The organism is Streptacidiphilus sp. MAP5-3 (genome assembly GCF_041262505.1).
Classification (GTDB): domain Bacteria; phylum Actinomycetota; class Actinomycetes; order Streptomycetales; family Streptomycetaceae; genus Streptacidiphilus.
Genome location: NZ_JBGCCL010000005.1, coordinates 318482 through 344872 on the forward strand (window position 1 = coordinate 318482; position 26391 = coordinate 344872).

At 72.7% G+C, this 26391-nt stretch carries 20 protein-coding genes, 1 rRNA gene and 3 pseudogenes; 5 read left to right on the forward strand and 19 right to left on the reverse strand.

What is annotated here, in order from left to right; all coding sequences use genetic code 11:
* Positions 1-33 precede the first annotated feature (33 nt).
* The 8 genes from scpB to ABH928_RS11575 all read right to left on the reverse strand — a co-directional run bounded on the left by scpB (position 34) and on the right by ABH928_RS11575 (position 10116).
* Positions 34-612 carry an SMC-Scp complex subunit ScpB gene (scpB, locus tag ABH928_RS11540; RefSeq protein WP_370065034.1) on the reverse strand — a complete coding sequence of 193 codons (579 nt, stop codon included), beginning with the start codon at positions 610-612 and terminating at the stop codon, positions 34-36.
* Between the two features lie 286 nt (positions 613-898).
* Positions 899-1813, reverse strand: coding sequence for a ScpA family protein (locus tag ABH928_RS11545; protein WP_370064966.1), 915 nt, complete (start codon positions 1811-1813; stop codon positions 899-901).
* Positions 1814-1863: 50 nt separating this feature from the next.
* Positions 1864-2466, reverse strand: a complete 603-nt coding sequence (locus ABH928_RS11550; protein WP_370064968.1) for a hypothetical protein — start codon at positions 2464-2466, stop codon at positions 1864-1866.
* On the reverse strand, positions 2451-3425 hold the full coding sequence (locus ABH928_RS11555; protein ID WP_370065036.1) for a ParA family protein: 975 nt from the start codon (positions 3423-3425) through the stop codon (positions 2451-2453). The genes ABH928_RS11550 and ABH928_RS11555 overlap by 16 nt, the downstream gene beginning before the upstream one ends.
* 515 nt (positions 3426-3940) lie before the next feature.
* A complete protein-coding gene (gene ald, locus ABH928_RS11560; RefSeq protein ID WP_370064970.1) occupies positions 3941-5056 on the reverse strand; it encodes an alanine dehydrogenase in 1116 nt (371 codons plus the stop codon).
* Between the two features lie 298 nt (positions 5057-5354).
* Positions 5355-7574 (reverse strand): tetratricopeptide repeat protein, encoded by a 2220-nt coding sequence (locus ABH928_RS11565; protein ID WP_370064972.1) that lies wholly within the window; start codon positions 7572-7574, stop codon positions 5355-5357.
* A gap of 153 nt (positions 7575-7727) precedes the next feature.
* A complete protein-coding gene (locus ABH928_RS11570; RefSeq protein WP_370064974.1) occupies positions 7728-8375 on the reverse strand; it encodes an NUDIX domain-containing protein in 648 nt (215 codons plus the stop codon).
* Positions 8376-8406: 31 nt separating this feature from the next.
* Entirely contained in the window at positions 8407-10116 is a 1710-nt protein-coding gene (locus ABH928_RS11575) for a CTP synthase (protein ID WP_370064976.1), read from the reverse strand.
* A gap of 554 nt (positions 10117-10670) precedes the next feature.
* Here ABH928_RS11575 and ABH928_RS11580 point away from each other — a divergent pair.
* From ABH928_RS11580 to ABH928_RS11590, 3 genes and pseudogenes are all read left to right on the forward strand, one after another.
* Positions 10671-10877, forward strand: a pseudogene (locus ABH928_RS11580) (trehalase-like domain-containing protein); the annotation flags it as partial.
* A 144-nt stretch (positions 10878-11021) separates the two neighbouring features.
* Positions 11022-12662: pseudogene (locus ABH928_RS11585) on the forward strand (glycoside hydrolase family 15 protein); the annotation flags it as partial.
* 92 nt (positions 12663-12754) lie between these two features.
* Positions 12755-13411: an HAD-IA family hydrolase gene (locus ABH928_RS11590; RefSeq protein WP_370064978.1), complete on the forward strand. Its 657-nt coding sequence runs from the start codon at positions 12755-12757 to the stop codon at positions 13409-13411.
* 45 nt (positions 13412-13456) lie between these two features.
* On the opposite strand, the gene ABH928_RS11595 is transcribed toward ABH928_RS11590, so the two are convergent.
* From ABH928_RS11595 to ABH928_RS11625, 7 genes are all read right to left on the reverse strand, one after another.
* Positions 13457-13870 (reverse strand): VOC family protein, encoded by a 414-nt coding sequence (locus ABH928_RS11595; protein ID WP_370064980.1) that lies wholly within the window; start codon positions 13868-13870, stop codon positions 13457-13459.
* Positions 13871-13946: 76 nt separating this feature from the next.
* Positions 13947-15122, reverse strand: a complete 1176-nt coding sequence (locus ABH928_RS11600; RefSeq protein ID WP_370064982.1) for a glycosyltransferase family 4 protein — start codon at positions 15120-15122, stop codon at positions 13947-13949.
* A gap of 173 nt (positions 15123-15295) precedes the next feature.
* Positions 15296-17002 carry a DNA repair protein RecN gene (gene recN, locus ABH928_RS11605; protein WP_370065038.1) on the reverse strand — a complete coding sequence of 569 codons (1707 nt, stop codon included), beginning with the start codon at positions 17000-17002 and terminating at the stop codon, positions 15296-15298.
* 139 nt (positions 17003-17141) lie between these two features.
* Positions 17142-18104, reverse strand: coding sequence for an NAD kinase (locus tag ABH928_RS11610; RefSeq protein ID WP_370064984.1), 963 nt, complete (start codon positions 18102-18104; stop codon positions 17142-17144).
* A gap of 215 nt (positions 18105-18319) precedes the next feature.
* Positions 18320-19126 (reverse strand): TlyA family RNA methyltransferase, encoded by an 807-nt coding sequence (locus ABH928_RS11615; protein ID WP_370065040.1) that lies wholly within the window; start codon positions 19124-19126, stop codon positions 18320-18322.
* A gap of 32 nt (positions 19127-19158) precedes the next feature.
* Entirely contained in the window at positions 19159-19413 is a 255-nt protein-coding gene (locus ABH928_RS11620; RefSeq protein ID WP_370064986.1) for a hypothetical protein, read from the reverse strand.
* On the reverse strand, positions 19406-20143 hold the full coding sequence (locus tag ABH928_RS11625) for a hypothetical protein (RefSeq protein WP_370064988.1): 738 nt from the start codon (positions 20141-20143) through the stop codon (positions 19406-19408). The genes ABH928_RS11620 and ABH928_RS11625 overlap by 8 nt, the downstream gene beginning before the upstream one ends.
* Before the next feature lie 159 nt (positions 20144-20302).
* Between ABH928_RS11625 and ABH928_RS11630 the strand changes: the two genes are divergently transcribed.
* Positions 20303-20650: an SCP2 sterol-binding domain-containing protein gene (locus ABH928_RS11630; protein WP_370064990.1), complete on the forward strand. Its 348-nt coding sequence runs from the start codon at positions 20303-20305 to the stop codon at positions 20648-20650.
* A gap of 28 nt (positions 20651-20678) precedes the next feature.
* Here ABH928_RS11630 and ABH928_RS11635 read toward each other — a convergent pair whose 3' ends face one another.
* Positions 20679-21716, reverse strand: coding sequence for an HAD-IIA family hydrolase (locus ABH928_RS11635; protein ID WP_370064992.1), 1038 nt, complete (start codon positions 21714-21716; stop codon positions 20679-20681).
* A gap of 76 nt (positions 21717-21792) precedes the next feature.
* Positions 21793-22263 (reverse strand): tetratricopeptide repeat protein, encoded by a 471-nt coding sequence (locus tag ABH928_RS11640; RefSeq protein ID WP_370064994.1) that lies wholly within the window; start codon positions 22261-22263, stop codon positions 21793-21795.
* 86 nt (positions 22264-22349) lie between these two features.
* Between ABH928_RS11640 and ABH928_RS11645 the strand changes: the two genes are divergently transcribed.
* Positions 22350-23729, forward strand: coding sequence for a DUF1015 family protein (locus tag ABH928_RS11645; protein ID WP_370064996.1), 1380 nt, complete (start codon positions 22350-22352; stop codon positions 23727-23729).
* A gap of 319 nt (positions 23730-24048) precedes the next feature.
* On the opposite strand, the pseudogene ABH928_RS11650 reads toward ABH928_RS11645, so the two are convergent.
* A pseudogene (locus ABH928_RS11650) lies at positions 24049-24891 on the reverse strand (hypothetical protein); the annotation flags it as partial.
* A gap of 1413 nt (positions 24892-26304) precedes the next feature.
* A 5S ribosomal RNA gene (rrf, locus tag ABH928_RS11655) occupies positions 26305-26391 on the reverse strand; the annotation flags it as partial.

Sequence of the window (26391 nt, forward strand, 5' to 3'; positions counted from 1 at the left end):
TACTGCACTACTCACTGCTCGTCACTGCTCGGCTCACTGTTCAACTGCCAGCACCGCCTCGGCGATCGCGGAGCCCTCCTGCGAGTCCGCCTCCACGTCGTCGGCCTCGGGGAGGAAGGGGGCGAGCTCCGGCAGTTCGTCCAGGCCGCGCAGCCCCATCCGTTCCAGGAAGTAGTGAGTGGTCCGGTACAGGTACGCCCCAGTCTCCGGTTCCGTACCGGACTCCTCGACCAGACCTCTCTGTACCAGGGTACGCATGACGCCGTCACAGTTCACACCACGGACGGCGGAGACCCGGGAGCGGGAGACCGGCTGACGGTACGCGATGACCGCCAGCGTCTCCAGCGCGGCCTGGGTCAACCGGGCCTGCTGGCCGTCCAGCACGAACCGGTCCACGACCGGCGCGCAGACGGCGCGCGTGTAGAAACGCCAGCCCCCGGCGATGTGGCGGAGCTCAAAACCGCGCTGCTGCTCGGTGTACTCCTCGGCCAGCTCGGCCAGCGCCGTGGCGACCAGCTTCTTCGGCCGCTCCAGCACCTCGGCCAGCCGCACGGCGGTGATCGGCTCGTCGACGACCATGAGCACGGCCTCGAGCGCGGCCTTGAGCGGGATCTCGGGAGCAGGCTCCGCGGCAGGGGCGGGGTCGGGCTGGGATTCGGGCTCCGATTCGGGTTCGGGCCACAGGACGGGTTCCGGCTCGGGCTCGGGCTCCGGTTCGGGTTCGGGCCGCAGGACGGGTTCCCGCTGCGGGGGGAGTTCCGGTTGCGCCGCCGGTTCAGGCTCGGCATCGAGCTCGTCGAGGAAGACCGTCTCCAGCTGCTCGCCCGGGCGCAGCTGTCCGGGGAGGCCCAGGCGGCGGCGTGGGGCACCCGTCGCGTCGCTGCGGTCGTCCGCCATCTCAGAGCTCCTTCGTACGTTGTGTACGTGCCTGCGTGCCGTCCTCGGCCACCTCTGCCGGGGGCGCGTCGAACTCCTCGCCCAGGCCCTCCGCCACGGTGACGTCCTCGCCGTCCGCGACCTCGGCCACCCAGCGGACCAGCAGCTCCCCCAGCGCCTCCGGCTGGTCGAAGGCGAGCAGCTTCTCCCGGTACAGCTCCAGCAGCGCGAGGAAGCGGGCCACCACCGTCAGCACGTCGGGCGCGTCCGCCGTCAGCTCGCTGAACCGCGCCTCGCCGCGCTCCCGGAGCAGGGCGAGGACCAGCTCGGCCTGTTCCCGGACGCTGACCTTGGGCGTGTGGATGTGGTCGACGTAGACGACCGGCTTGGGCTTGGGCTCCATCGCCTTGGCGGCCAGCTTGGCGAAGGCGGTGAGGCCGATGGAGATGACCACCTCGGGCAGCAGCTCGGCGTGCTCCGGGTCCAGGCCGACCGTGCGCGGGCGGCGGGCGCCCTCCGCCTCCCAGCGCTCGGCGAAGAGGGCCGCGACGCGCTTGTAGGCGCGGTACTGCAGCAGCCGGGCGAAGAGCAGGTCGCGCGCCTCCAGCAGGGCGAGGTCCTCCTCGTCCTCCAGTTCGGCGACCGGGAGCAGCCGGGCCGCCTTGAGGTCGAGCAGGGTGGCCGCCACCACGAGGAACTCGCTGGCCTGGTCGAGGTCGAAGGAAGGCCCCATGGCCCGGATGTGGGCGATGAACTCGTCGGTCACCTTGGACAGCGAGACCTCGGTGACGTCCAGCTTGTGCTTGGCGATCAGGCTGAGCAGCAGGTCGAACGGGCCCTCGAAGTTCTCCAGCCGCACCAGGAAGCCACCGGCCGACTCCTCCTTCGGAGCTGGCTCGGGCGTCACTTCGGGCGAAGCCTCGGGCAGGGTGCGCATCGGGGCCTATGGTGCCCTGTCCCCACCTGCGGGGGCGAACGCCGCGCGGGTCAGCGACCGCGCAGCCGCCGTACCAGGATGCTGGCCTCGCCGCGCTGCTCCAGGTCGGCCAGGACCACGGCGACCGCCTCGCGGACGATCCGGCCCCGGTCCACCGCTAGTCCGTACTCGCCGCGCAGGGCCAGCCGGGCGTGTTCCAGGTCGAACAGCTCCTCGGCGGAGACGTAGACCGTGATCTTCTCCTCGTGGCGCTCGCGACCGCTCGGGCGGGGGCGCGGGCCGCGCGTCTTGCGGCGGGCGGTCGCCGGCTGGGTGATCGCGTCGGAGGCCGCCTGCGCGGCCTTGGTGGCCGCTCCGGCCTCGACCCGAGGGGGCGGGCCGGGGACGGCCCCGTGCTCGCCCGCCGGATCGGCGGGCTGCCCCTCGGGAGGCCTCGCCGCCGGCGGCGGTACCGCCGCCTGGGCCCCGGCAGGAGCCCCGGGCACCGCGGGGGCCACCGCCTGCCCGACAGGCGCGGAGGCAGGCGGGGCGGCGGGCGCGGAGGACGTCTCCTCGGAGGCGTCCGGTGCGCGCGGCGCGGGCGTGCTGAGTGCGGTCCCCCCGGTGGTCCGGAACAGTTCGTCCGCCCCCGGGAGACTCACTCGACGGGGCACCGTGCGAGCACCTCCCTGGCGAGCTGACGGTACGCGGCGGCCCCGACCGAGTTGGAGGCGTAGGTGGTGATCGGCTCACCGGCCACCGTCGTCTCCGGGAACCGGACCGTACGGCCGATGACGGTGTGGAAGACGTGCTCGCCGAACGCCTCGACGACGCGGGCCAGCACCTCGCGGCTGTGGACCGTACGCGAGTCGTACATGGTGGCCAGGATGCCGTCCAGGCGCAGGTCGGGGTTGAGCCGCTCGCAGACCTTCTCGATGGTCTCGGTCAGCAGGGCGACCCCGCGCAGCGCGAAGAACTCGCATTCCAGCGGCACGATGACGCTGTGAGCGGCCGTCAGCGCATTGACCGTCAGCAGACCGAGGGACGGCTGGCAGTCGATGATGACGTAGTCGTAGTCGTTCATCAGCGGCTTGAGCGCGCGGGCCAGCGCCGACTCCCGGGCCACCTCGCTGACCAGCTGCACCTCGGCGGCCGACAGGTCGATGTTGCTGGGGAGCAGGTCCATGCCGGGCACGGCCGTCTTGAGCAGCACCTCATCGGCCGTCAGACCCCGCTCCATCAGCAGGTTGTAGACGGTGAGGTCGAGCTCCATCGGGTTGACGCCGAGGCCGACCGACAGGGCGCCCTGCGGGTCGAAGTCGACGAGCAGCACCCGGCGGCCGTACTCGGCCAGCGCGGCGCCCAGGTTGATGGTCGAGGTCGTCTTGCCGACCCCGCCCTTCTGGTTGCACATCGCGACGATCCGGGCCGGACCGTGCTCGGTCAGCGGCGTGGGGATCGGGAAGTACGGCAGCGGCCTGCCCGTGGGGCCGACCCGCTCGCGGCGCTGGCGCGCGGCGTCGGGCGCTAGGGTCGCGGCGTACTCCGGATCCGGCTCGTACTCGGCATCAGGGTCGTAGAACTGACCGTCCGCCACGCCGTTGCGGTCCGTCTGGACCAGGCCGGGCTCGATGGGGACGTCCAGCGCGCTCGCATGGCGCAGCGCGTCGTGATCGGAAATCGGGTACTCCAGGCTCGGGTAACCGGGCTGCTGCTGACGTGCGTCGAAAGTGCGCGAGGCGCCGCTCTCGGGAGCAATTGTCGACTCATTCACAAGTCGTCTTACCTCCTTGGCGACCGCCGTAGTGTCGGTGCGGACATCGAGAGCTTGGGGCTCTGCCCCCTCCACTGGGCGGCATTCACCGCACCGCAGCCTAGCAACGACACAGTAGCGTCAACCAGCGCACCAGTGATGCACTAACCAACATGTCGATATGACAATTGCTGACCGCAGGTCCCAGGCACTGTACGAAACCGCTGTTCGGCCCACGGAGACACTGCTCTCCACCGCCGTTCACCCCTCTGCCGAGGGTGACATCAACTGGCGTGGGGTTGACAGAACGCCAGGAGGGCGCCGCACCAGCGTGCGACGCCCTCCTGGGCGGGTGACGAGCCGTCAGGCCGTCATCAGGTATGAACCGGAACGGCTCAGGCCAGGACGTCCGCCAGCTCGACGTGCGGCAGGCCGAAGGCCTCGGCGACCGCGGCGTAGGTGATCTGACCCTCGTGGGTGTTGAGACCCTTGGCCAGCGCGGCGTCGCGGCGGCAGGCCTCCTGCCAGCCGCGGTTGGCCAGCTCGAGGATGTAGGGCAGGGTCGCGTTGGTCAGCGCGTAGGTGGAGGTGTTGGGCACCGCACCCGGCATGTTGGCCACGCAGTAGAAGACCGAGTTGTGGACCGGGAAGGTCGGCTCGGCGTGGGTGGTCGGGTGCGAGTCCTCGAAGCAGCCGCCCTGGTCGATGGCGATGTCGACGAGCACGGAGCCCGGCTTCATGCGGGAGACCAGCTCGTTGGTGACCAGCTTCGGGGCCTTGGCGCCCGGGATCAGCACGGCGCCGATGACCAGGTCGGCCTCGAGGACGGCCTTCTCCAGCTCGAAGGAGTTGGAGGCGATCGCCTTGATCTTGTTGCCGAAGATCTTGTCGGCCTCGCGCAGCTTGTTGATGTCGCGGTCGAGCAGGGTCACGTCGTAACCCATGCCGATGGCGATGGTGGCCGCGTGCCAGCCGGAGACGCCACCGCCGATGACGACGGCCTTGGCCGGGTGGGTGCCGGGCACGCCACCGGGGAGCACGCCACGACCGCCGGTCGGACGCATCAGGTGGTAGGAGCCGACCTGCGGAGCCAGGCGGCCCGCGACCTCGGACATCGGGGCGAGCAGCGGCAGCGCGCCGTTGGCGAGCTGGACCGTCTCGTACGCGATGGCGGTGGTACCGGAGCCCAGCAGCGCGTCGGTGCACTCGCGGGAGGCGGCCAGGTGGAGGTAGGTGAAGAGCAACTGGCCCTTGCGGAGGCGGTGGTACTCCTCGGCGATGGGCTCCTTGACCTTCAGCAGGAGGTCGGCCGTGGCCCAGACCTCGTCGGCGGTGTCAAGAATCGTGGCACCGGCGGCCACGTACTCCTCGTTGGGGATCGAGGAGCCGGAACCGGCGTTGTTCTCGACGAACACCTCGTGCCCGTTGCGGACCAGCTCGTGCACGCCAGACGGCGTGATGGCCACGCGGTACTCGTGGTTCTTGACCTCGCGGGGGATGCCGACCTTCACGGCTAACACGTCCCTTGCACATGGGGGTTCCTCCCGACGACGGGAACGCCGCCGGAAGCCACACGCGGCGACATTGCCATGCGTGGCACTTCCGAGTGTATTTGAAGCCCCAGACATGCGTAAGCCTTCCAATCCGACCAAAAGTCTGGGATCTGTTGGCTGTTTCGTAGGCTTGCACTTCGGCCGAGCCGCCGAATCATAAGAAATGCGACAATCAGGACAATCAATCGAAACCGGATCGTTGTCCCGTCGGCGGCCACAGCGGGCGGACGCGACCGGGGCCGGTCCCGGTGGCGCACTAACGCGGACGGCCCACGCCCAGCGCGGCCGCCTGGTCCCGTTGGACCCGTGCGCCCGCCTGGTCACCCGCGCGGTCCAGGGCCTCGGCCATACGCAGCAGCACCAGCCCTTCGAGGCGTCCGCCGCCCGCGCGCCGGGCCGCCTCCAGCGCCTCGCGCTGGGTCCGCAGGGCAGCCTCGGTGCCACCGGAGAGCTCCTGCACCCGGGCCGCACCGAGGATCGCGGTGACCGCGGCGGCCTCGTCGTCGAGCTTGCGGTACAGCGCGACGGCGGCCCGGTACTCGCGCAACGCGTCCGCGTAGCGGCCCTGGGCGCTGTGGGTGGCGGCGAGGCGGCCGAGCAGCCGGGCCTCGTCGGCGCGCTCGCCGCGGTTGCGGCGCAGGGTCAGCGCGCGGCCGTAGAAGTCGACGGCGCGGACCAGATCTCCCGAGGCGCGGTAGGCACCGGCGGTGGCCTCCAGGATCCGGCCCACCGCGACCTGGTCCTGTGCCGCGCGGGCCGGACCGAGCGCGCTGCGGTAACGCTCCATGGCCCGGGCGTGCTCACCGGCGGCGGCGTGCAGGTCGCCCAGGTTGACCAGGGCCGCGGCCTGCCGCTGCGGCTGGGCGCCGCGCCGGGCCAGCTCCTGGACGGCCGAGTGCAGGGCGTACAGGTCGGTGGCGACCGAACGCCGGCGCGCCTCGCCCCACACCGGCAGTGCCCGGACCAGTGCGGTGGCCAGCCGGGTCACCAGCCCGTCCAGGCCGCCCGCGGCCATGCCGTCGGGGACGGCCAGCAGCAGCGTGGGCAGCTCCAGGTCCAGCCAGGCCCAGGCCTCGGCGGCGCTGCGGAACCGGAGCGGGACCGGCAGCGGCTCGGGCTCGGGCGTCCGGTCCGGCGCGAGCCGGTGGACGCACGCGCCCAGCAGCCGCACCTGCCGCTCCAGCCACCGGGCTCGGGACAGCTCGACGGCGGCGGGCTTGTCGTGGGCCTCGCGCAGCCCGGTCAACACCGGCCGCAGGCTCTCCGGCACCCGGAAGCGGCCCTGCGCCACCGCCTCCTCGTGCAGCAGTTGCTGAGCGGCGAGCGAGGCCAGCTGCGTGGCGGCGGCGTCCAGCGGGCAGCCGACCAGCGCCGCCGCGCCGCGCGCGTCCAGTACACCGCCGGGCACGACCGTGGCCAGGCGCAGCAGTTGCTGCGCGCTGCCGCTGAGCGCGCCGTGGACAAGGGCGAAGGTGCGCCGCAACGGGTCCTCGCTGCGCTGCGCGCCACGCGGCGGAGGCGGGGCTGCGGCGGGGACGCCGATGGTCGGCGCATAGGTCGGCATCGGCGGCACGGCCTGCCCCGGCAGGCCCAGCGCGGAGGGGTCCTTGGGCGGTGGATCCTCTGTGCGCGGGGTCTGCGGGCGGCTCTGTCGGCCGCCGCTGTACCCGGGGTCGGTGTACTGCGCGAAGGCCTCCGGGGCGACGTCCCGCAGTGCCTGGAGGGCGTCGGAGAGGGAGGCGCGCGGCCGGGTTGCCAGCCAGCCGCCGAGCAGCCGCAGCGCCCCGGCGTGGCAGGCCACCGTCTCCGCCATGACCTGCGCCGCGACCGGGTCGTTGACCACCCGGACGTCGCCCGCCATGGCGGCCAGCAGCTCCCGGGCGGCGGTGTAGTCCAGCCCGCCCAGCACGCAGGGTCGGGCGTCCGGCACGGAGCTCAACGGACCGGAGGTGGCGGCCAGCACCAGTGAGCCGGGGGCGGTGGGCAGCAGCGGCTGGATCTGCCCGCTGCTGGTGACGTCGTCGAGGACCAGCAGCACCTGCTGCTCGGCCAGATGCGCGCGGACCGCCTCGGCGGCGGCGGTCTCCGCCTCGTCCGGGGCCAGGGCGGCCGGACGCGGCAGGCCGAGCGCGTCGAGCAGCCGCCGCGCCGGGAACGGGTCGCGCAGCGAGAGACGGACGGCGACCGGGAACCCGTCGACGAGTTCGGCGGCCAGCCGCAGGGCGAGCGCGGTCCGCCCGGACCCCGGGCGTCCGGCCACGACCAGCACCCGCGCCGGTGCGGCGTTCTCCTCAGAACGGTCCGCACGGTCCGCGCTGCCCGCGCGCGCGGTGGCGCGCAGCCCGGGACGGCCGATCTCCTCGCGCAGCAGCGCCAGCTCGGCCCGCCGCCCGACGAACGGCCCGGGCGCGTCGATCATCCCCGAGGCGCGCAGCACCTCGCTGCCGGAGGCCGAAGCCGACTGTGCCACGGACACGAGCGCCGCTCCCGTCGGTCAGTTGACAGGGCCAGAAGGCTGGCCACTGACTTCTGACGCAGCGTAATTCACTCGGAGCACACGCAGGCACACCTTCACACCGGCGTGCGGAAGCACAGTCGAATATCGCTCAATCGGCTCAAATGCCCAGCATTAGAACGGGCGTGCGGGCCAGGGGGCCTCGGCGGGGCGGAGCGCGTCGATGCCGTCGCCCGCCAGGACCGCGGAGAGGGCCAGCGCGCCCGCGACGAGGGCGCCGTTGTGGAGTTCGCCCGCAAGGGTGCGGCTGACGACCTCGGTCAGCGGGAAGCGGGCGACCTGGAGGTCGAGCTCCTCGCCCTCGGCCTGGAAGCGCTCGCCGTCGGACTCGGCCAGGTCGCGGGCCAGGTAGACCCGGATCGCCTCGTCGGAGCCGCCGGAGGTCGGGTAGAGGTCGAGCAGCACCCGCCAGTCCCCCGCCTTGTGGTGCGCCTCCTCGTAGAGCTCCCGCTGCGCGGCGTGCAGCGGGTTCTCCCCGGGGATGTCGAGCAGACCGGCCGGCAGCTCCCAGAGCCGGTGCCGGACCGGGTGCCGGTACTGACGTACCAACAGCACCCGGCCCTGCTCGTCCAGGGCGATCACGGCGACCGCCCCGGGGTGCTTCATGTAGTCGCGCGTCGCGGCGCGGCCGTCCGGCATGACCACGTCGTCCGAGACGATGTCCCAGACCTTCCCTTCGAAGGCGGGCCGTTCGGCGACGACCTCCCACGAGTCGGGCGTGTCCACAAGGTCCTGCTGGACGGGCTGCTCCGCGGCGCTCACGACGTTCCTCCCCTGGCGGTTTCCGCCGACCTTACTCGGCGACCGGGGCAGCGGCCTTGTCCGACGCGGCGGCGGGCGCCACCTCGCCGTCCTGGACCCGGATCGCGGCGGCGACCAGCCCGGCGAAGAGCGGGTGCGGGCGGGTCGGGCGGGACTTGAGCTCCGGGTGCGCCTGGGTGGCGACCAGGTAGGGGTGCACCTCGCGCGGGTACTCGACGTACTCGACCAGGTCACCCTTGGGCGACAGACCGGAGAACTGCAGGCCGGTCTTCTCCAGCTCGGCGCGGTAGTTGTTGTTGACCTCGTAGCGGTGGCGGTGGCGCTCCTCGACGTACTGCTCGCCGCCGTAGACCTCGCGGACGATGGAGCCCTCGGCCAGCTTGGCCGGGTAGAGGCCCAGGCGCATGGTGCCACCCAGGTCGCCCTTGCCGTCGACAATCTCCAGCTGCTCGGCCATGGTCGAGATGACCGGGTGGCGGGCGGCGGAGTCGAACTCGGTGGAGTTGGCGTCGGCCAGGCCGGCCAGGTTGCGGGCCGCCTCGATGACCACGCACTGCAGGCCCAGGCAGAGACCCAGCAGCGGGGTGCCGTGCTGACGGGCGTAGGTGATAGCGCCGACCTTGCCGTCCACGCCGCGCTCGCCGAAGCCGCCGGGGATGCAGATCGCGTCGACGTCACCGAGCTGCGCGGCGGCGCCCTCGGGGGTCTCGCAGTCGACCGAGGTGACCCACTTGATCTCGACCTTGGCGGTGTTGGCGAAGCCGCCGTGGCGCAGCGCCTCGGTGACCGACAGGTAGGCGTCGGGCAGGTCGATGTACTTGCCGACCAGCGCGATCTTCACCTGACGGGTGGGCTCGTGGACGCGGCGCAGCAGGTCGTCCCACTGGGTCCAGTCCACGTCGCGGAAGGGCAGGTCGAGGCGGCGCACCACGTAGGCGTCCAGGCCCTCGGTGTGCAGCACCTTGGGGATGTCGTAGATCGACGGGGCGTCGATCGCGGCGACCACGGCCTCCTCGTCGACGTCGCACATCAGCGAGATCTTGCGCTTGATCGCCTGCGGGACCTCGCGGTCGGCGCGCAGCACGATGGCGTCGGGCTGGATGCCGATGCTGCGCAGCGCGGCGACCGAGTGCTGGGTCGGCTTCGTCTTCAGCTCGCCGGACGGGCCGATGTAGGGCAGCAGCGAGACGTGCACGAAGAAGACGTTGTCGCGGCCGACCTCGTGGCGGACCTGGCGGACGGCCTCCAGGAACGGCAGCGACTCGATGTCGCCGACGGTGCCGCCGACCTCGGTGATCACCACGTCGACGTCCTCGGTCGCCATCCGGCGGATCCGGGACTTGATCTCGTTGGTGATGTGCGGGATGACCTGGACCGTGTCGCCCAGGTACTCGCCGCGGCGCTCCTTGGCGATGACCGTCGAGTAGACCTGGCCGGTCGTCACGTTGGCCGAGCCGTGCAGGTTGGTGTCGAGGAAGCGCTCGTAGTGGCCGATGTCCAGGTCGGTCTCGGCGCCGTCGTCGGTGACGAAGACCTCGCCGTGCTGGAACGGGTTCATCGTGCCGGGGTCGACGTTCAGGTACGGGTCCAGCTTCTGCATGGTGACCCGCAGTCCTCGTGCCTTGAGCAGAGCTCCGAGGCTGGAGGCGGTCAGCCCCTTGCCGAGCGAGGAGGCAACGCCCCCGGTGACGAAGAGGTGCTTGGTCGTCGTGCCGGCCTTACCGGAATGGGGCTGTGCCAAGAGGGGGCTCCCGTGGTCGCGTCATCACCTGCACCGCTCTGCCGAGAGAGGCGGAGGGGGGTGGTGGATCGTGAGGGGTACGGAGCCTGAACCGTCGTGGGACGAGCCCGGCGTAGCCGGCTCAGTACCAATCCACGGGATACCAGGGTATCAGTGCCGCAGGCCGCCCGTGTTCCGACCGGCCGGAACCGGCGCGCCGGTCCGTACCATCGCAGCAGACGAGCAGGCTGCCCCGGAACGCCTCCGGGACATCGGAGCGCGGACCGGCACGCCGGTTCCGGATCGTGTCCCCAGCGACCCAAGATCCGTCGTATTCTGCACGGACACCGTCCGCTTCAGAAGCCCCATCCGCACCCCCCGCCGCACGGCGGGACTGGTGCTCCAACCTCCGCACCCCACGCGGCTTCTGTGACGCAGCGACGTTCAGCTCCACGCTCCCGGCTCGACACCCCCAGCTTGACCCCCCCAGCTCCACACTTCGGCTCCACCCCCACAGCCCCACACTCAGTCCCCGCACTCAGTCCTGCACCCTGCACCGCGAACTGGAGAACCACGTGGCCGCCCGCATCGAGGACTATGCGCTCATCGGCGACATGCAGACCGCAGCCCTGGTCAGCCGGGACGGCGCGGTCGACTGGCTCTGCCTGCCCCGCTTCGACTCGCCCGCCGTCTTCGCGGGCCTGCTCGGCACGGACGAGCACGGCTTCTGGCGCATCGGCCCGGCCGAGCCGGTGCCGGTCGCGGACGAGGAACAGGCGGAGGCGGTCGTCGCGGAGGCCGTCCCGGCCGAGGTGGCCGCGGCCCCGCAGGCGGCCGGTGTCGTACGGGCGGAGACCTTCGAGACCGTGCCTTTCGAGGACACGGGTGAGTTCCGGGTGCTGCCGCCGACGGCTGCTGCTCCGGCACCGCCTGCGGCGCGGCGCCGGTACCGGGGCGATTCGCTGGTGCTGGAGCAGGAGTGGGACATGCCAGGCGGCACGGTGCGGGTGATCGACTTCATGCCGCCGCGTGGCCTGCCCGAGCGGGGCGCGGTGCCGCAGATGATCCGGATCGTGGAGGGTGTGTCCGGGCAGGTGCGGATGCGCTCCGCCCTGCGGATGCGGTTCTCCTACGGGCGGGTGGTGCCGTGGGTGCACCGGGTCGAGGACGGCGAGCAGTCCCGGACGGTGGCGGTGGCGGGGCCGGACTCGGTGTGGCTGGACGGCGCGGCCGAGACCTACGGCCGGAACCTGACCACGTACGCGGACTTCACCGTCACCGAGGGCGAGCGGATCGCGTTCGCGCTGACCTGGCAGCCCTCCCACCTCGGCGCACCCGACCAGCCCGACCCCGAGGACGCGCTGGCGACCACCGAGGAGTTCTGGCGCGACTGGGTGGCCCAGTGCACCTACCAGGGCCCGTATCACGAGGCGGTGGTCCGCTCGCTGATCACCCTCAAGGCGCTGACCTACGCGCCCACCGGCGGCATCGTCGCCGCACCCACCACCTCCCTGCCGGAGGACATCGGCGGGGTGCGGAACTGGGACTACCGCTTCACCTGGCTCCGGGACGCCACGATCACCCTCTCCTCGCTGCTGCGCACCGGCTACCGCGACGAGGCCCGCGCCTGGCGCGAGTGGCTGCTGCGCGCGGTGGCCGGGGACCCGGAGAACCTGCAGATCATGTACGGCATCGCGGGCGAACGCGAGCTGTCGGAGACGACGCTGGACTGGCTGCCCGGCTACGAGCACTCCACCCCGGTCCGGATCGGGAACGGCGCCGCCGACCAGCTCCAGCTGGACGTGTACGGCGAGGTCGTCGAGGCGCTCCACCTCGCCCACATGACCGGCCTGGCCCGCAACGACCACGCCCACATGCTGCAGCTGCGGCTGATCTCCTGGCTTGAGCAGCACTGGAACGACCCGGACGAGGGCATCTGGGAGGTCCGCGGCCCGCGCCGCCACTTCGTCCACTCCAAGGTGATGGCCTGGGTCGCGGTCGACCGGACCGTCCGCATGTTCGAGCAGACCCCCAACGAGGGCCCGCTGGAGCGCTGGCGCGAACTGCGCGACACGATCCACGAGGACGTGTGCGAGCACGGCTACGACCCCGACCGGAACACCTTCACCCAGTCCTACGGCTCCAAGGAGCTGGACGCCTCCCTGCTGCTGATCCCCCAGGTCGGCTTCCTGCCCCCCGACGACAAGCGCGTCATCGGCACCATCGAGGCCATCCAGCGTGAGCTGATGACCCCCGACGGCTTCGTGCTGCGCTACCCGACCTCGGGCGGCGAGGAGGGCGTGGACGGCCTGCCCGGCGACGAGGGCGCCTTCCTGGCCTGCTCCTTCTGGCTCGCCGACGACCTCGCCATGATCGGCCGGGTCGCCGAGGCCAGAGAGCTCTTCGACAAGCTGCTCGCCATCCGCAACGACGTCGGCCTGCTGGCCGAGGAGTGGGACCCCCGCCTGCAACGCCAGGTCGGCAACTTCCCGCAGGCCTTCAGCCACGTCCCGCTGATCGACACCGCCCTGCGCCTCACCGCCTGCGGCGGGCTGCCGGGGCTGTAGGCGACGCCGAGCCGGAGGCACCGGGGGCGGCACCCCGCTTTTGTACACTGGAGGCACAAAACCTGCCGCCCCATCTCACCAGGGAGCCCCCCGTGGACCTGACCGCCCGTGCACTGCTGCTGGACATGGACGGCACCCTGGTCGACTCGGGGGCCGTGGTGATGCGCGTCTGGGGACGCTGGGCCGCCGCGCACGGCATCCCCCTGGAGCGGATCGAGGCGGTCGTCCACGGGCGTCAGGGCCACCAGAGCATGGCCATCCTGCTGCCCGACCGCCCGGCCGCGGAGAACCACGCCGACAACGCGCGCATGCTGGCCGCGGAGACCTCCGATGTCGACGGCATCGTCCCGATACCGGGCGCCCCCGCCTTCCTCGCCGCGCTGGCGGCCGGACCGGTCCCGCACGCCCTGGTCACCTCGGCGGACGTCGCCCTGTCGGACGCACGGATGAACGCGGCGGGCCTGCGCATGCCGCTGACGCGGGTCACCGCCGAGGACGTCAGCGCCAGCAAGCCCGACCCGGAGGGCTTCCTCAGGGGCGCGGCGCAGCTCGGCTTCGCGCCCGGGGACTGCGTGGTCTTCGAGGACTCCGAGGCGGGTGTCGCCGCCGGTCTGGCCGCGGGCATGCGCGTGGTCGGCATCGGCGCGGCGACCGCCCGCTACGGCGCGACCGTGTCGGTGGACTCGCTGGAGCAGGTCTTGGTGACGGCCGACCCTGACGGCACCGTCACGCTCAAGATCACGGGCTGAGCAGGCCTACCGAGCCTGCCCATCGAGCTGCCCACCGAGCAGTCCTCAACGATCGGTGCGGTCCTTCGGGACCTGCTGGACGATCCACCCGTTGCCGTCCGGGTCGCTGAAGGTCACGAAGGTGTTCCACGGGCCACCGTGGCCGGGGTTCTGACCGGTCTCGCCGAAGTGGAACACCTCGCTCGCGCCGACACCGCGCTCGACCAGCTGCGCCCGTGCCGCGTCGATGTCGGTGACGCAGAGCTGCAGTCCCTGGTAGCTGCCGGGCACGGCCCGGGTCAGGCCCTCACCGACCACGACCGAACAGCCGGACCCGGGCGGCGTGAGCTGGACGACCCGCATGGCCGGGCTCATCCGCCGGTCGGCGTCGACGTGGAAGCCGACCTGCTCGCTGTAGAAGACCTTGGCCCGGTCGACGTCCGCGACCGGGAGCACGACGACTTCGAGAGTCCAGTCCATGGCTCCACGATGGCAGCAGGACCCGGGCCGCACGACCCGGGCTCCTGACGGATCAGGCCGAGGTCAGCTCCCGTGGTCAGCTCTCCGTGGTCAGCTCGTCGTAGATGCTGAGCACCTGGGCCACCGTGTCCGCCTGGGTCGGCCAGGTCTCGGCCTGCTGCGGGCCGGCCTCGGCCAGCTCGACGCGGCGGGCCGGATCCGCCAGCAGCGAGGAGACCGCCGCCGCCAGCGCCGTCGCGTCGCCCGGCGGCACCAGCACCGCCGCGTCGCCGACCAGCTCGGGGAGACCGCCGACGGCGGTGGTGACCACCGGGACGCCCGCCCGCAGCGCCTCCTGGGCGACCATCGGCCGGGCCTCCCAGCGCGAGGAGATCACCACGACGTCGGCGGCGGCCAGCAGCTCCGCCACGTCCTCGCGGAAGCCGAGCAGCTTGGCGGGGAGCCGTTCCGACTTGATCCGCGCCTTGAGCGCGGGCTCGTCCGTGCCCTCGCCCGCAATGACGACCAGCGGCTGCGCCTGTGACGTGTCGTCACCACCCGCCCGCCAGCCGGAGGCGGCGTCGAGCAGCAGGTGGAAGTTCTTCTGCGGCGTCAGACGGCCGATCGCCAGCACGATCGGGCGGTCCCGGTATTCCTTGCCCGGCTTGCCGCCGAGCAGTTGACGCCGCGTCTCCTCCCGGCCAACGGTGGGCGGGGCCAACGGCGGCGCGACGACCGGGCCGAGCCGGGCGTCGGTCGCCCCCAGGTCACGGGCGCGGGCGACCAGGTCGGAGGAGGCGCCGAGCATCAGGTCGGCGGCACGCGCCACCCGGCGCTCCATCATCCGCAGCAGTCGCCGCTCCACGCCGGTCGCGAGGTTGGCCGAGTGGGAGGTGACCACCAGCGGCGTCTCCGCCCGGGCCCAGCCGCGGGCGGTACGCAGGGCCAGATCGGACAGCAGCGCGGCGCGCAGGCCGTGGGCGTGCACCAGCGAGGCGCGGGCGAAGGCCTTGCGCAGCTCACCGACGGCCGCGCTGTCGGTGCGTGGACCGGGCGTCGGAGTGATCTCCACGGCGTGGAAGCGCGCCCCGGCCCCGGAGAAGCCGAACAGCTTGTCCGTCTCCGCGGGCCCGCACACGGTCACCTCGACCCCGTGCGCGCTCAGGCCCTCGGCCAGCGAGCGCACGTGGGCGCCGATGCCGCCGGTGGTCCCGGCCAGCACCAGCACGGCCTTGAGCTCCTCGCTCGACACAGCTGGGGTGCTCTGCTCCACGATCAGCGCCGTCTCTCTTCCGTCGGTCAGTCGGTACTACGTCTCAGGCGTTGCGTCAGGTACTACGTCAGGTACTCAGCTACCGGGTCCCGTGCTACGTCAATGGTCCGCTACCCGAGCCGCCGTTCGGTGCATCACCATGGCAGTTCGGGCCGCGGTTGCCCAGGGCAGGGTCACCCCTCGCGGCCCGCCGTGCCGTTGCGCGCGGCGGCCAGCAGCTCCTCGGCGTGGGCGCGGCCCAGCTCGGAGTCCTCCAGACCAGCCAGCATCCGGGAGAGCTCACGTACCCGCTCCTCGTCGGTGAGGGTCTTCACGCCGCTGCGGGTCACCGTGCCGTCGACGGTCTTCTCCACCACCAGGTGCCGGTCGGCGAAAGCGGCCACCTGCGGCAGGTGGGTCACCACCACGACCTGCGAGGTCCTGGCCAGCTTGGCCAGGCGACGGCCGATCTCGACCGCGGCCTTGCCGCCGACGCCCGCGTCGACCTCGTCGAAGAGGTAGGTCGGCACCGGGTCCGCGCCCGCGAAGACCACCTCGACCGCCAGCATCACCCGGGAGAGCTCACCGCCCGAGGCGCCCTTGGCGATCGGACGCGGCGCAGCGCCCGGGTGCGGGGCGAGCAGGACCTCGACCTCGTCCACGCCGTAGGGCCCGAATTCCGCCGTACGGGTGAGACCGAAGCTCACCCGCGCGTGCGGCATGGCCAGCTCGGTCAGCTCGGCGGTGACCGCCTTGGCGAAGGTCTCCGCGGCGGCGTGCCGGGCGGCGCTCAGCTGCTCGGCGAGCTCGGAGACGGTCTGTGTCAGCGACTCGTGCTCCGCCTGGAGCCCCTCGATCCGCTCGTCGTCGCCGTCCAGCTCGACCAGTCGGGCGCCGGACTGCTCGTTCCAGGCCAGCACCCCGGCCAGCCCGCCCGCGGCGCTGCCGTACTTGCGGACCAGGTGCGCCAGCACCGCGCGCCGCTCCTCGACCGCGGCCAGCCGGGCCGGGTCCGCGTCCAGGTCCTCGGCGTAGCCGGCCAGCTCCTGGGCGATGTCGGCGAGCAGGTAGGAGACCTCGCCGACGCGGTCGGCCAGTGCGCCGAGACGCTCGTCGTGGGAGCGGACCGCGTCCAGGGCCCGCTTGGCCTGGGCCACCAGCAGGCTCGCGTCGACGACGTCCGGGTCGGCCGGGTCACCGGCCAGCGCGCCGTGGGCGAGGGTGGCGGCGGTGGAGAGCGCGTCGGCGTGGCCGAGGCGCTCCGACTCGGCGGCGAGTTCGACGTCCTCCTGCTCGCGCGGCTCGGCGGCGGCGATCTCGTCCAGGCCGAAGCGGAGCAGGTCCGCCTCCTGGGCGCGTTCACGGGCCCGCGTGGTCAGCTCGTCCAGCGTCGTCGCGACCGCGCGCAGGCGGCGGTAGGCCGACTGGTACGCGGCCAGCGGCTCGGCGACGGAGGCGCCCGCGTAGCGGTCCAACGCGCCGCGCTGACGGGCGGGCTGGAGCAGCCGCTGCTGGTCGGACTGGCCGTGCACGGCGAACAGGTCCTCGCCGAGCGTCTGCAGCAGGCTGACCGGAACCGTGCGCCCGCCCACATGCGCCCGTGAGCGGCCCTCCGCCGAAACGGTGCGGCTCAGCAGCAATGCTCCCTCGTCCAGCTCCGCACCGGCTTCCAACGCCCGTTCTGCGGCCGGGGACTCGGCCGGCAGCGCGACCCGTCCCTCGACCACGGCCCGCTCCGCACCGTTGCGTACCAGGGCGGCGTCCGCACGGCCACCGAGCAGCAGGCCGAGACTGGTCACCACCATGGTCTTACCCGCCCCGGTCTCACCGGTGACGACGTTGAAACCCGGCGCCAGTTCGACCACCGCATCGTCGATCACGCCCAGGGCTCGTATCCGCATCTCCTCCAGCACGACCCTGACGATACGAGGTTCGGACCCCTTCCCGCGACGAGCCACCCCTCCAGGGAGTGGTTCGCGCACGGGTACGACTGTTCGTAGGACGGCTCGTGCCATGGCTCCGGCGACGGCCCCGCGTCCGCTACGCGTCGTCCCCGGTTCCGCGCCAACCCGTAACCGGGAGCTGGAACTTGTGCACCAGCCGCTTGGAGAACGGGGCCCGGTGGAGGCGGGCCAGCAGCACCGGATTGTGGCCCTTGCGGACCTCCACCCGTGCGCCCGGCGGAAGTTCGAAGGTCCGGCGGCCGTCGCACCAGAGCACGCCGTTCGACGTCCGCGGCTGCACCTGCACCTCCAGCACCGAGTCCGGCGAGGTCACCAGCGGCCGGGCGAAGAGCGCATGCGCGCTGATCGGCACCATGAGCAGCGCCTCCACCTCCGGCCAGACCACCGGACCGCCCGCGGAGAAGGCGTAGGCGGTCGACCCGGTCGGCGTCGCGCAGACCACGCCGTCGCAGCCGAAGGACGACACCGGACGCCCGTCGACGCCGGTGATGACCTCGATCATCCGCTCCCGGGCGGCCTTCTCGACCGAGGCCTCGTTGAGCGCCCAGTCGGTGTGCACGACGTGGCCGTCCTCCCGGACCACCACGTCGATCGTCATCCGCTGCTCGACCTCGTAGTCCCTGGCGACCACCCGCGCGACCACCTTCTGCAGGTCGTCCCGCTCGGCCTCGGCCAGGAAGCCGACCCTGCCCAGGTTCACCCCGAGCATCGGCACCCCGAACTCGCGTGCCAGCTCCGCGCCGCGCAGCAGTGTTCCGTCGCCGCCGAGGACCAGGATCAGCTCGCAGCCCTCACCCGCCGCAGGCCCGGTCGGCACCGCCTCGACGCCCTCGGGGTAGCCCATGTCCGGGGCCTCGGCCGCGAGCACGCGGATCTTGACGCCCTCCTTGAGCAACCCCTCGACCAGGCACTCGACGCTCTGCAGCGCGGCCTCGCGGCCGGTGTGCGCAAGCAGGAAGACCGTCCGGTCGTCGGAGACCGTCCGGCGGTCGGGCACCCGCTCGTCGGGCAGGCGCTCGTCGGGCAGGCGGTCGGTCATGGGCTCCTCCAACGCCGCCGCCCGGACGTCCTCGACCGGACGGCGTCTCCCCCAGTGGCTGTTGTCCCCGATGACGCGTGTCAGGGGTGACTGTAGTCAGGGACGCTCCTGACCCTACCCGTTCGGACGGCATCCACCCCGGGGATTACCGCAGGTCTCACGCCGTTGCTACGTCCGCTGCCGCGTTGCCAGGTCCGCTGCTGCCTCCGCTGCTGCTACTTCGGTCCCTCGGCGACGGCGCGGGCGGCATCCGCCGGGTCGAGCGGCTCGGCGTCGCGCCGGAACCAGAGGAAGTACTCGACGTTGCCCGACGGCCCCGGCAGCGGGCTCGCGGTCACCGCCCGCACGCCGAGCCCCAGTTCGGCGCCCTGCGCGGCGACCTTCTCGATCATCTCCTGGCGCAGCTGCGGGCTGCGGACGACGCCGCCGCTGCCCAGCCGCTCCTTACCGACCTCGAACTGCGGCTTCACCATCAGCACCAGGTCGCCCTCGGGCGCGGTGACGGCCACCAGCGCGGGCAGCACCAGGCCGAGCGGGATGAAGGACAGGTCGCTGACGACCAGGTCGACCGGCTCCCCGCCGATCTGGTCGAGGGTGAGCTCGCGCACGTTGGTGCGGTCCATCACCACGACCCGGTCGTCGCTCTGCAGCGACCAGGCCAGCTGCCCGTAGCCGACATCCACCGCCAGCACCTGCTCCACCCCCGCGCGCAGCAGCACGTCGGTGAACCCGCCGGTGGACGCGCCGGCGTCCAGACAGCGGCGGCCCTCGACGGCCAGCCCCTGCGGGGTGAAGGCGGCCAGCGCGCCGGCGAGCTTGTGCCCGCCACGCGAGACGTAGTCCGGGTCGTTCTCGTCCTTGGCCACGACCACGGCGGCGGAGGTCTCCACCTGGGTCGCGGACTTGGTCGCCACCGTCCCCGCGATGGTCACCCGCCCTGCGGCGATCAGCTCGCTCGCGTGCTCACGCGACCGCGCCAGCTTGCGACGGACCAACTCGGCGTCCAGACGGCGTCGTGCCACTGCCACGTACGGTTCAGCTCCTGCCCAGTGCGTCAACCCAGTGCGTTCAACGGCGTGGGCGCCTGGCCCGGCCGTTCCTCCAACCCCGCGAGCGTATCCCGCAGCAGGTCGTGCACCTCCCCGTACACCCCGGCCCGCACCTCCGCGGGCACGTCCCCGATCGCGGCGAGCCGCGCGAGCGCGCCGTCGACGGCGGCGTGCCCGGTCTCCATGACCGGCGGGAGCGGGACGGGAGGCGGCGGCGCTGTGTCAGCCTCGGCTGCGGCGGTCGGGGCCGGTTCAGTCATCGGGGTTCTCGCGCTTGGGGGCGGCCTTGCGCGGCGTGGTCTGCTTCGCCGGGGCGGCCTTCTTGGCAGCCGTCTTCGTGGTGGCGCTCTTCTTCGCTGCGGTCTTCTTGGCTGCGGTCTTCTTGACCGCCGACGTCTTCTTCGTCGCAGCTGTCTTCGCCGGCGTGGTCTTGGCCGGGGCAGCCTTCTTCGCGGCGGCCGCCGTCTGTGTCGCCGGCTCCGACGTCTTCGCGGCGGCGCGGGGCCGCATCGCGGGGACGGCCGCCGCGCGGCGGGCCTTGGCTTCCTCGGCGGCCGCGGTGTCCTCGGGGCTCGGCTCGTCGACCGGGACCCGGACCGGCCGGGGCCGGGTCGTCCCGGTCGGACGGCGGACCTCCCTGCCGTTCGGCGCGGTGTCCTCCCGGACGGGTCCGGGCGTCGCCCCGAAGTCCGTCCCGAAGTCCGCCGCGAAGTCCGTGTCGGTGTCCGCCTCCGCCGTCGCCTCGGCGGTGGACGAGGCCTCACCCTGGAACTGGCGCAGCTGACGCTCCAGGAACTCCAGCACCACTCCCGCCTGGACCACGCCGTCGCTCAGCCGGTGCCACGCCCTCTCGCTCTCCGCGAGAGCCCGGCCGACGACCTCGTCGGCGAGCTCGCGGACCGGGTCCGGCAGCTTGGACCGCAACTCACCGGCCACGCCCGTCGCAACATCGGTGGCAATCTTCACGTAGTCGCGAACCATCGCACGCATCCCGCCCTCGTCCACAGGTCCCTCCAATGCCCTCGTCGCGCCTCGGAACCGACGCTACCGCCTTCACCGCCACCGCGTCGGCCCGGTACGGACGCGGCGCGGGTGCGGTGCTGCGATACGGTCGGTCGCAACAGGGGACGAGCAAGGAGCAGCGCCGGGATGGCCACCGCACTCGAATGCCGTGAGGCACTGACCACCTTCAGCGAGAACCTCGGCAAGGCCACCGGCAACGCCAAGGCCGCCGCCCAGCTCGACCGGTCCCTGAGCTGCTGGATCTCCGACCTGGACCTGACGTTCAGCGGGCAGCTGCGCGGCGTCCGGATCCAGGACCTCGTCGAGGCTCCGGGCAAGCCCCCCGCCAAGGCGCAGATCCGGCTGGCCATGAAGGGCGACGACCTGGTCTCCCTGGTGGCAGGTCAGTTGAACTTCGCCAAGGCGTGGGGTTCGGGTCGGCTCAAGCTGGAGGCGAGCATCCTCGACCTGCTCAAGCTGCGCTCCCTGCTCTGACCCGGCGGACGCCGAAGTCGGCAGCGACTCAGAGCCCGAGCTCGGCCAGCGCCTTCCGCCATTCCGGCACCGGACGGCCCGCGTCCGCCGCCGCCCAGGTGGCCGCGCAGAGGGCGCGCAGGCCCGCGTAGGGGTCGGTGCCGCGCTCGTCGCCGAAGCCCAGCCGTGCGGCCCCGTGCGCGTCCTCGCGCGGGGCAACCGTCCAGCCACCGCACTCGTACGCGCCGTCACCCGGCGAGGAGACCTCGGCCGGGACCGCGAGCAGCCCCCGCAGGTCCGCCGCCAGATAGGTCGGGCGGTACTTCGGCTCCGCCTCGGGCAGTTGCTCCGGCCGGGTCACGCCGGTGAAGACCAGCAGGCTGTCGACACCGCCGTTGAACGCGCCCTCGATGTCCGTGTCCAGCCGGTCGCCCACGACGAGCGGACGCTTCGCGCCGGTCCGGATGACGGTCTCCCGGTGCATCGGCGGCAGCGGCTTGCCCGCGACCTCCGGATCCACGCCGACCGCCGCGCGCACCGCCGCCACCAGCGTGCCGTTGCCGGGCGCCGTGCCGCGTGCCGTGGGGATGGTCAGGTCCGTGTTCGACGCCACCCACGGCAGGCCGCGCTGGACCGCGTAGGCGGCCTCGGCGAGCTGCGGCCAGCCCACCGTCGGGTCGTAGCCCTGGACCACCGCCGCGGGGTTCTCCTCCAGCGAGGTGACCGGCACCAGCCCGCGCTCGCGCAACGCCGCGCGCAGCCCCTCGCCGCCGACGACCAGCACCGCGGCACCCACCGGAACCATCGAAGCGACCAACCGCGCAGCCGCCTGCGCCGAGGTGATCACGTCTCCCGGTTCGGCCGGGACGCCCAGCTCGGTCAGATGCGCAGCGACCGCCTCCGGCGTGCGCGAGGCGTTGTTGGTGACGTACGCGAGGTGCATGCCCGCCGCGCGGGCCGCGTCCAGCGACTCCACGGCGTGCGGGACTGCGGCCGGTCCCGCGTAGACGACCCCGTCCAGGTCCAACAGCGCGGTGTCGTACGCCTCGTGGAGGGCCGACGTTCGAGTCTGGTGCTCGGCGGACATCGCGGGAGTCTCCCTGGGGTTCGGGATCGGGTCTTCGGGACTTGGGGACTTGGGGTCTTCGGGTCAGTGTTCGGGATCAGCGTTCGGGATCGACGCTGGGCCCGTGCCCGGGCTCGGCGTCGGGTTGCCGTGCACCTCCGACCGTACCGAAGCCACCGGCCCGCGCCTTCAGTGTGGCCCGGGTCTGGCGCAGCGCGGCCCGGTAGTGCTTGGCCTGCGGACGCATCGCCACGGCCAGCGCGAGGTGCTCGGCCGAGCTCTCGAAGTCGCCCAGCCGCGCCGCCGCCAGACCCCACCCGAACTGGGCGTAGTCGTCGGACGGGTCCGCCAGGGCCACCGCACGGAAGTTCTCCAGCGCCGCCTGGTAGGCACGCGCCTCGAACTGGGCCCGGGCCAGCGCCTCCCGGATCGCCCGGGACCCGGGCTCCGCCTCCAGCGCATGGCTGAGCAGTTGCACCGCCGCTCCCGCGTTGCCCTGCGCCAGCATGGCGCTCCCCCGCCGGAACCAGTCGTAGACCTCGCCGCCCGGCCGCCTGTCGTTGTTCATGCCGCCCCGTCCTCCCGTCTCCCGTCGCACCGCAGAACCAACCGCAGAACCAACTCGCGATCACCAACCCCGCACATCCGATTAACATGCCCAGAGTGAGAGCTGTCAGTGCCGACGACCCGAGTGAGTCCCGTTACGGCGACGCCGGACGGGTGGCCGCCTGCGGCCTGTCCCTCGCGCCCTTCCGGGGATTGCGCTACGACCCGACGAAAGTCAGCTCCCTTGCCGCGGTCACCTCCCCGCCCTACGACGTCGTCGACCCCGACGACCGGGTGCGGCTGGAGGACAGCGACCCGCACAACGTGGTCCGGCTGATCCTCCCCCGCCCCGAGCCCACGGCGGAGGACGGCTACCGTCACGCCGCGCGGCTGCTCGGCGACTGGCAGCGCGGCGGCATCCTCACCCCCGACCCCGAGCCCGCGCTCTACGTCTACGAGCAGTACACCGACGCCGAGGACGGCGGCCTGCTGCAACGCGGACTGATCGGCGCGCTGGCCGTCAGCGAGCCCAAGGCGGGCATGGTGCTGCCGCACGAGGACGTCATGCCGCGCCCCGTCGCCGACCGGGTCGGCCTGATGCGCACCACCAAGGCCAATCTGGAGCCGCTGCTGCTCACCTACCGCGGCGACGGTCGCGCGGCGGGCGTGGTGGAGCGGGCGGCGGCCCGCGAGCCGCTCATCGAGACCGTCACCAGCGACGGCACCCGGCACCGCCTCTGGGCGCTCACCGACCGGGCCGAGCTGGCCGCCGTCGCGGCCGACCTGGCGACCTGCCGAGCGCTGATCGCCGACGGCCACCACCGCTGGGCGATGTACCTGCGACTCCAGCGGGAGCACCGTCACCTCGCCCGCAGCCCCTGGGACCGGGGCATGGTGCTGCTGGTCGACACGGCCGAGTACCCGCTGCGGGTCCGCGCCATCCACCGCGTGCTGCAGCGACTGCCGTTGCGCAAGGCCCTGGCCCGGCTGCGGGCGGTCGGCGGCGACGCCTGGACGCTGGTCGACCTCGGCGACGCGCGCGAACCGGCGCTGAAGGCGCTGGCCGAGGCGGCGCGCAGCGGCGCAACGGGCACGGGCGCGCGGGGCGCCGGCGGCGCGTTCCTGCTGACCGGCGACGGCCGTCACCATCTGCTCACCGGCCCCGACGAGGCCACCCTGAACGCTGCGGTCCCGCGCAGCCTCCCGGAGGAGTACCGGCGCCTGGACGCGACCGTGCTCCACTCGGTGCTGCTGGAGCGCGTCTGGCAGGTGCCGGACGACCCCGAGCACATCGCCTACCTCCACGACACCGACGCCGCCGTCCGCGAGGCCGCCCGGCTCGGCGGCACGGCGGTGCTGCTGCACCCGGTCGAGGAGGGCGTCGTGCGCCGGCTCGCGGAGCAGGGCGTCACCATGCCGCGCAAGTCCACGTCGTTCGGCCCCAAGCCGGCCACGGGCCTGGTGCTGCGCAGCCTCCCGCTGGGCTGACCGGGCGTCAGTCACGGTGCCGACTCGGTGACGCCCCGATGACACGGGCGGTGACCCCGGAAGTGACCCCGACGTGACTAGGGTGGAAAGCAAAAAGGGCCTGACCGGAGCTCCTCCGGTCAGGCCCTTCTGCTGACGCTCCTACTGACGAACGGTCAGCTGCAGCCGCCGGTCAACGGCGGTCGTAGCCCTCTTCCTCGTCCTCGTCGTCATCGTCCTCGTAGTAGTCCTCGCCGGACCCCTCCGCGAACATGCCCTCGCCCTCGGCGGCGACCTCGTCGGCGTCGACCGCGTTGCCGATCTCGAAGATCTCGGTCTTCCCCGCGTCGCCCTCGGCCTCGGCCGCGTCCGCAGCCTCCGCGTCCGACGGGCCCAGGTCGCCGGTGATGTCGTCCGCGTCCGCGTCGTCGTCGGCACGGTCGGCCGCCTCGTCGGCGTCCTCCACCAGCGCGTCCGCGAGGGCCGCGTCGTCCCCGGCCTCGTCCTCGAGCGCGTCGATGAACTCGATGCCGTCCATCTTGGCCAGACGCTCGGCGGCGTCGGTGATGCCGCTCTGGTCCGCCTCCACCGCCTTGGCGAACCACTCGCGGGCCTCCGCCTCGCGGCCGACGGCCAGCAGCGCGTCCGCGTAGGCGTAGCGCAGGCGGGGGGTCCACGGCTGCACCGAGTTCGACGCCAGCTCGGGCGACTCCAGAGTCACCACGGCGGCCTCGTGCTGACCCATGTCCGCCCGGGCACCGGCCGCGACCAGGCGCATCTCGACCTGACCGGCCTTGTCCAGCTGCTTGACCTCGGGCGCACCGGCCATCTCCAGCGCACGCTCCGGACGGCCGAGACCACGCTCGCAGTCCGCCATCACCGGCCACAGGTCGGCCGAACCGGTCATCCGACGCGAGGCACGGAACTCGGTCAGCGCCTCCGAGTAACGCTCGGTCACGTAGGACGCGAACCCGGCCGCCTCACGGACGGCGGCGACGCGCGACGCGAGACGCAGCGCCACCCGGGAGTAGGCGTAGGCCTGCTCCGGCTCGGAGTCGAGCAGGCGGGCGACCATCACCAGGTTCTTGGCGACGTCGTCGGCCAGCGTCTTGGGGAGGCTCATCAGCTCCTGGCGGACGTCGGCGTCGATCTCCTGGCCGGTGACGTCCTCGTCGATCGGCATCCGACGCGTCGGCTCGCCCCGCTCCCCACCACGGTCGTCACGACGGGGGCCACGGTCGCCGTAGGACCCACGGTCCCGGTCACCGTAGGAACGACGCTCGCCGCCACCGTACGACGGACGGTCGCCACGGTCGTCGCGACGCGGGCCACGGTCGCCGTAGGACCCACGGTCGCGGTCACCATACGAAGGACGGGGACGGTCGCCGTAGGACGGACGGTCGCCACGGTCGTCACGACGCGGGCCACGGTCGCGGTCACCGGACGAAGGACGGTCACCGTAGGACGGACGCGGACGGTCCCCGTAGGAGGGACGGTCACCGCGGTCGTCACGACGGGGACCGCGGTCACGGTCGCCACCGAACGAACGACGCTCGCCACCGCCGTAGGACGGACGCTCGCCACGGTCGTCACGACGCGGGCCACGGTCGCGGTCACCGGACGAAGGACGGTCACCGTAGGACGGACGCGGACGGTCGCCATAGGAACGACGCTCGCCGCCACCGCCGTAGGACGGACGCTCGCCACGGTCGTCACGACGGGGGCCGCGGTCGCGGTCACCGTACGAGGGACGGTCGCCACGGTCATCCCGGCGCGGACCACGATCCCGGTCGCGGTCACCGTACGACGGGCGCGGACGGTCCCCGTACGACGGACGGTCGCCCCGGTCGCCACGGTCGTCGCGACGCGGGCCACGGTCGCCGTAGGACGGACGGTCGCCACGGTCGTCACGACGCGGGCCACGGTCGCGGTCACCGGACGAAGGACGGTCACCGTAGGACGGACGCGGACGGTCCCCGTAGGACGGGCGGTCGCCACGGTCGTCACGACGGGGACCGCGGTCACGGTCGCCACCGAACGAACGACGCTCGCCACCGCCGTAGGACGGACGCTCGCCACGGTCGTCACGACGCGGGCCACGGTCGCGGTCACCGGACGAAGGACGGTCACCGTAGGACGGACGCGGACGGTCGCCGTAGGACGGGCGGTCACCGCGGTCGTCACGACGGGGACCGCGGTCACGGTCCCCGTAGGAGGGACGACCGCCACGGTCGTCACGGCCGCCGCGGTCGTCACGGTCCCGGCCGGAACTGCCGCCCGGGCGGTCGTCGCGGCTGTAGCCCGGACGGTCGTCCCGACGGAAGCCACCACCCCGGGAGTCGCGCCGGCCCGCGCCGCCTGCGCCCTGCGGTCCATCGCCCGACCGGCGCTCCGGTCGTCCGTTGGGGGGGTATGCCATTGGGGTGACTCCTGTCTGGACTTCTCTGCTTCTCTACGGCACGCGCCCGATGCTCGGCCGGGCGACCCACGCCGTCACTCATTCTCCCGCACTCGGCAGGCAGCCGCTCACGGGAGCATCAAACGCAAAAAAAGCCGAGGCCCCAGCACTTCACTGGGGCCTCGGCTCTGAAAGATTGTTCGGCGGCGTCCTACTCTCCCACAGGGTCCCCCCTGCAGTACCATCGGCGCTGTGAGGCTTAGCTTCCGGGTTCGGAATGTAACC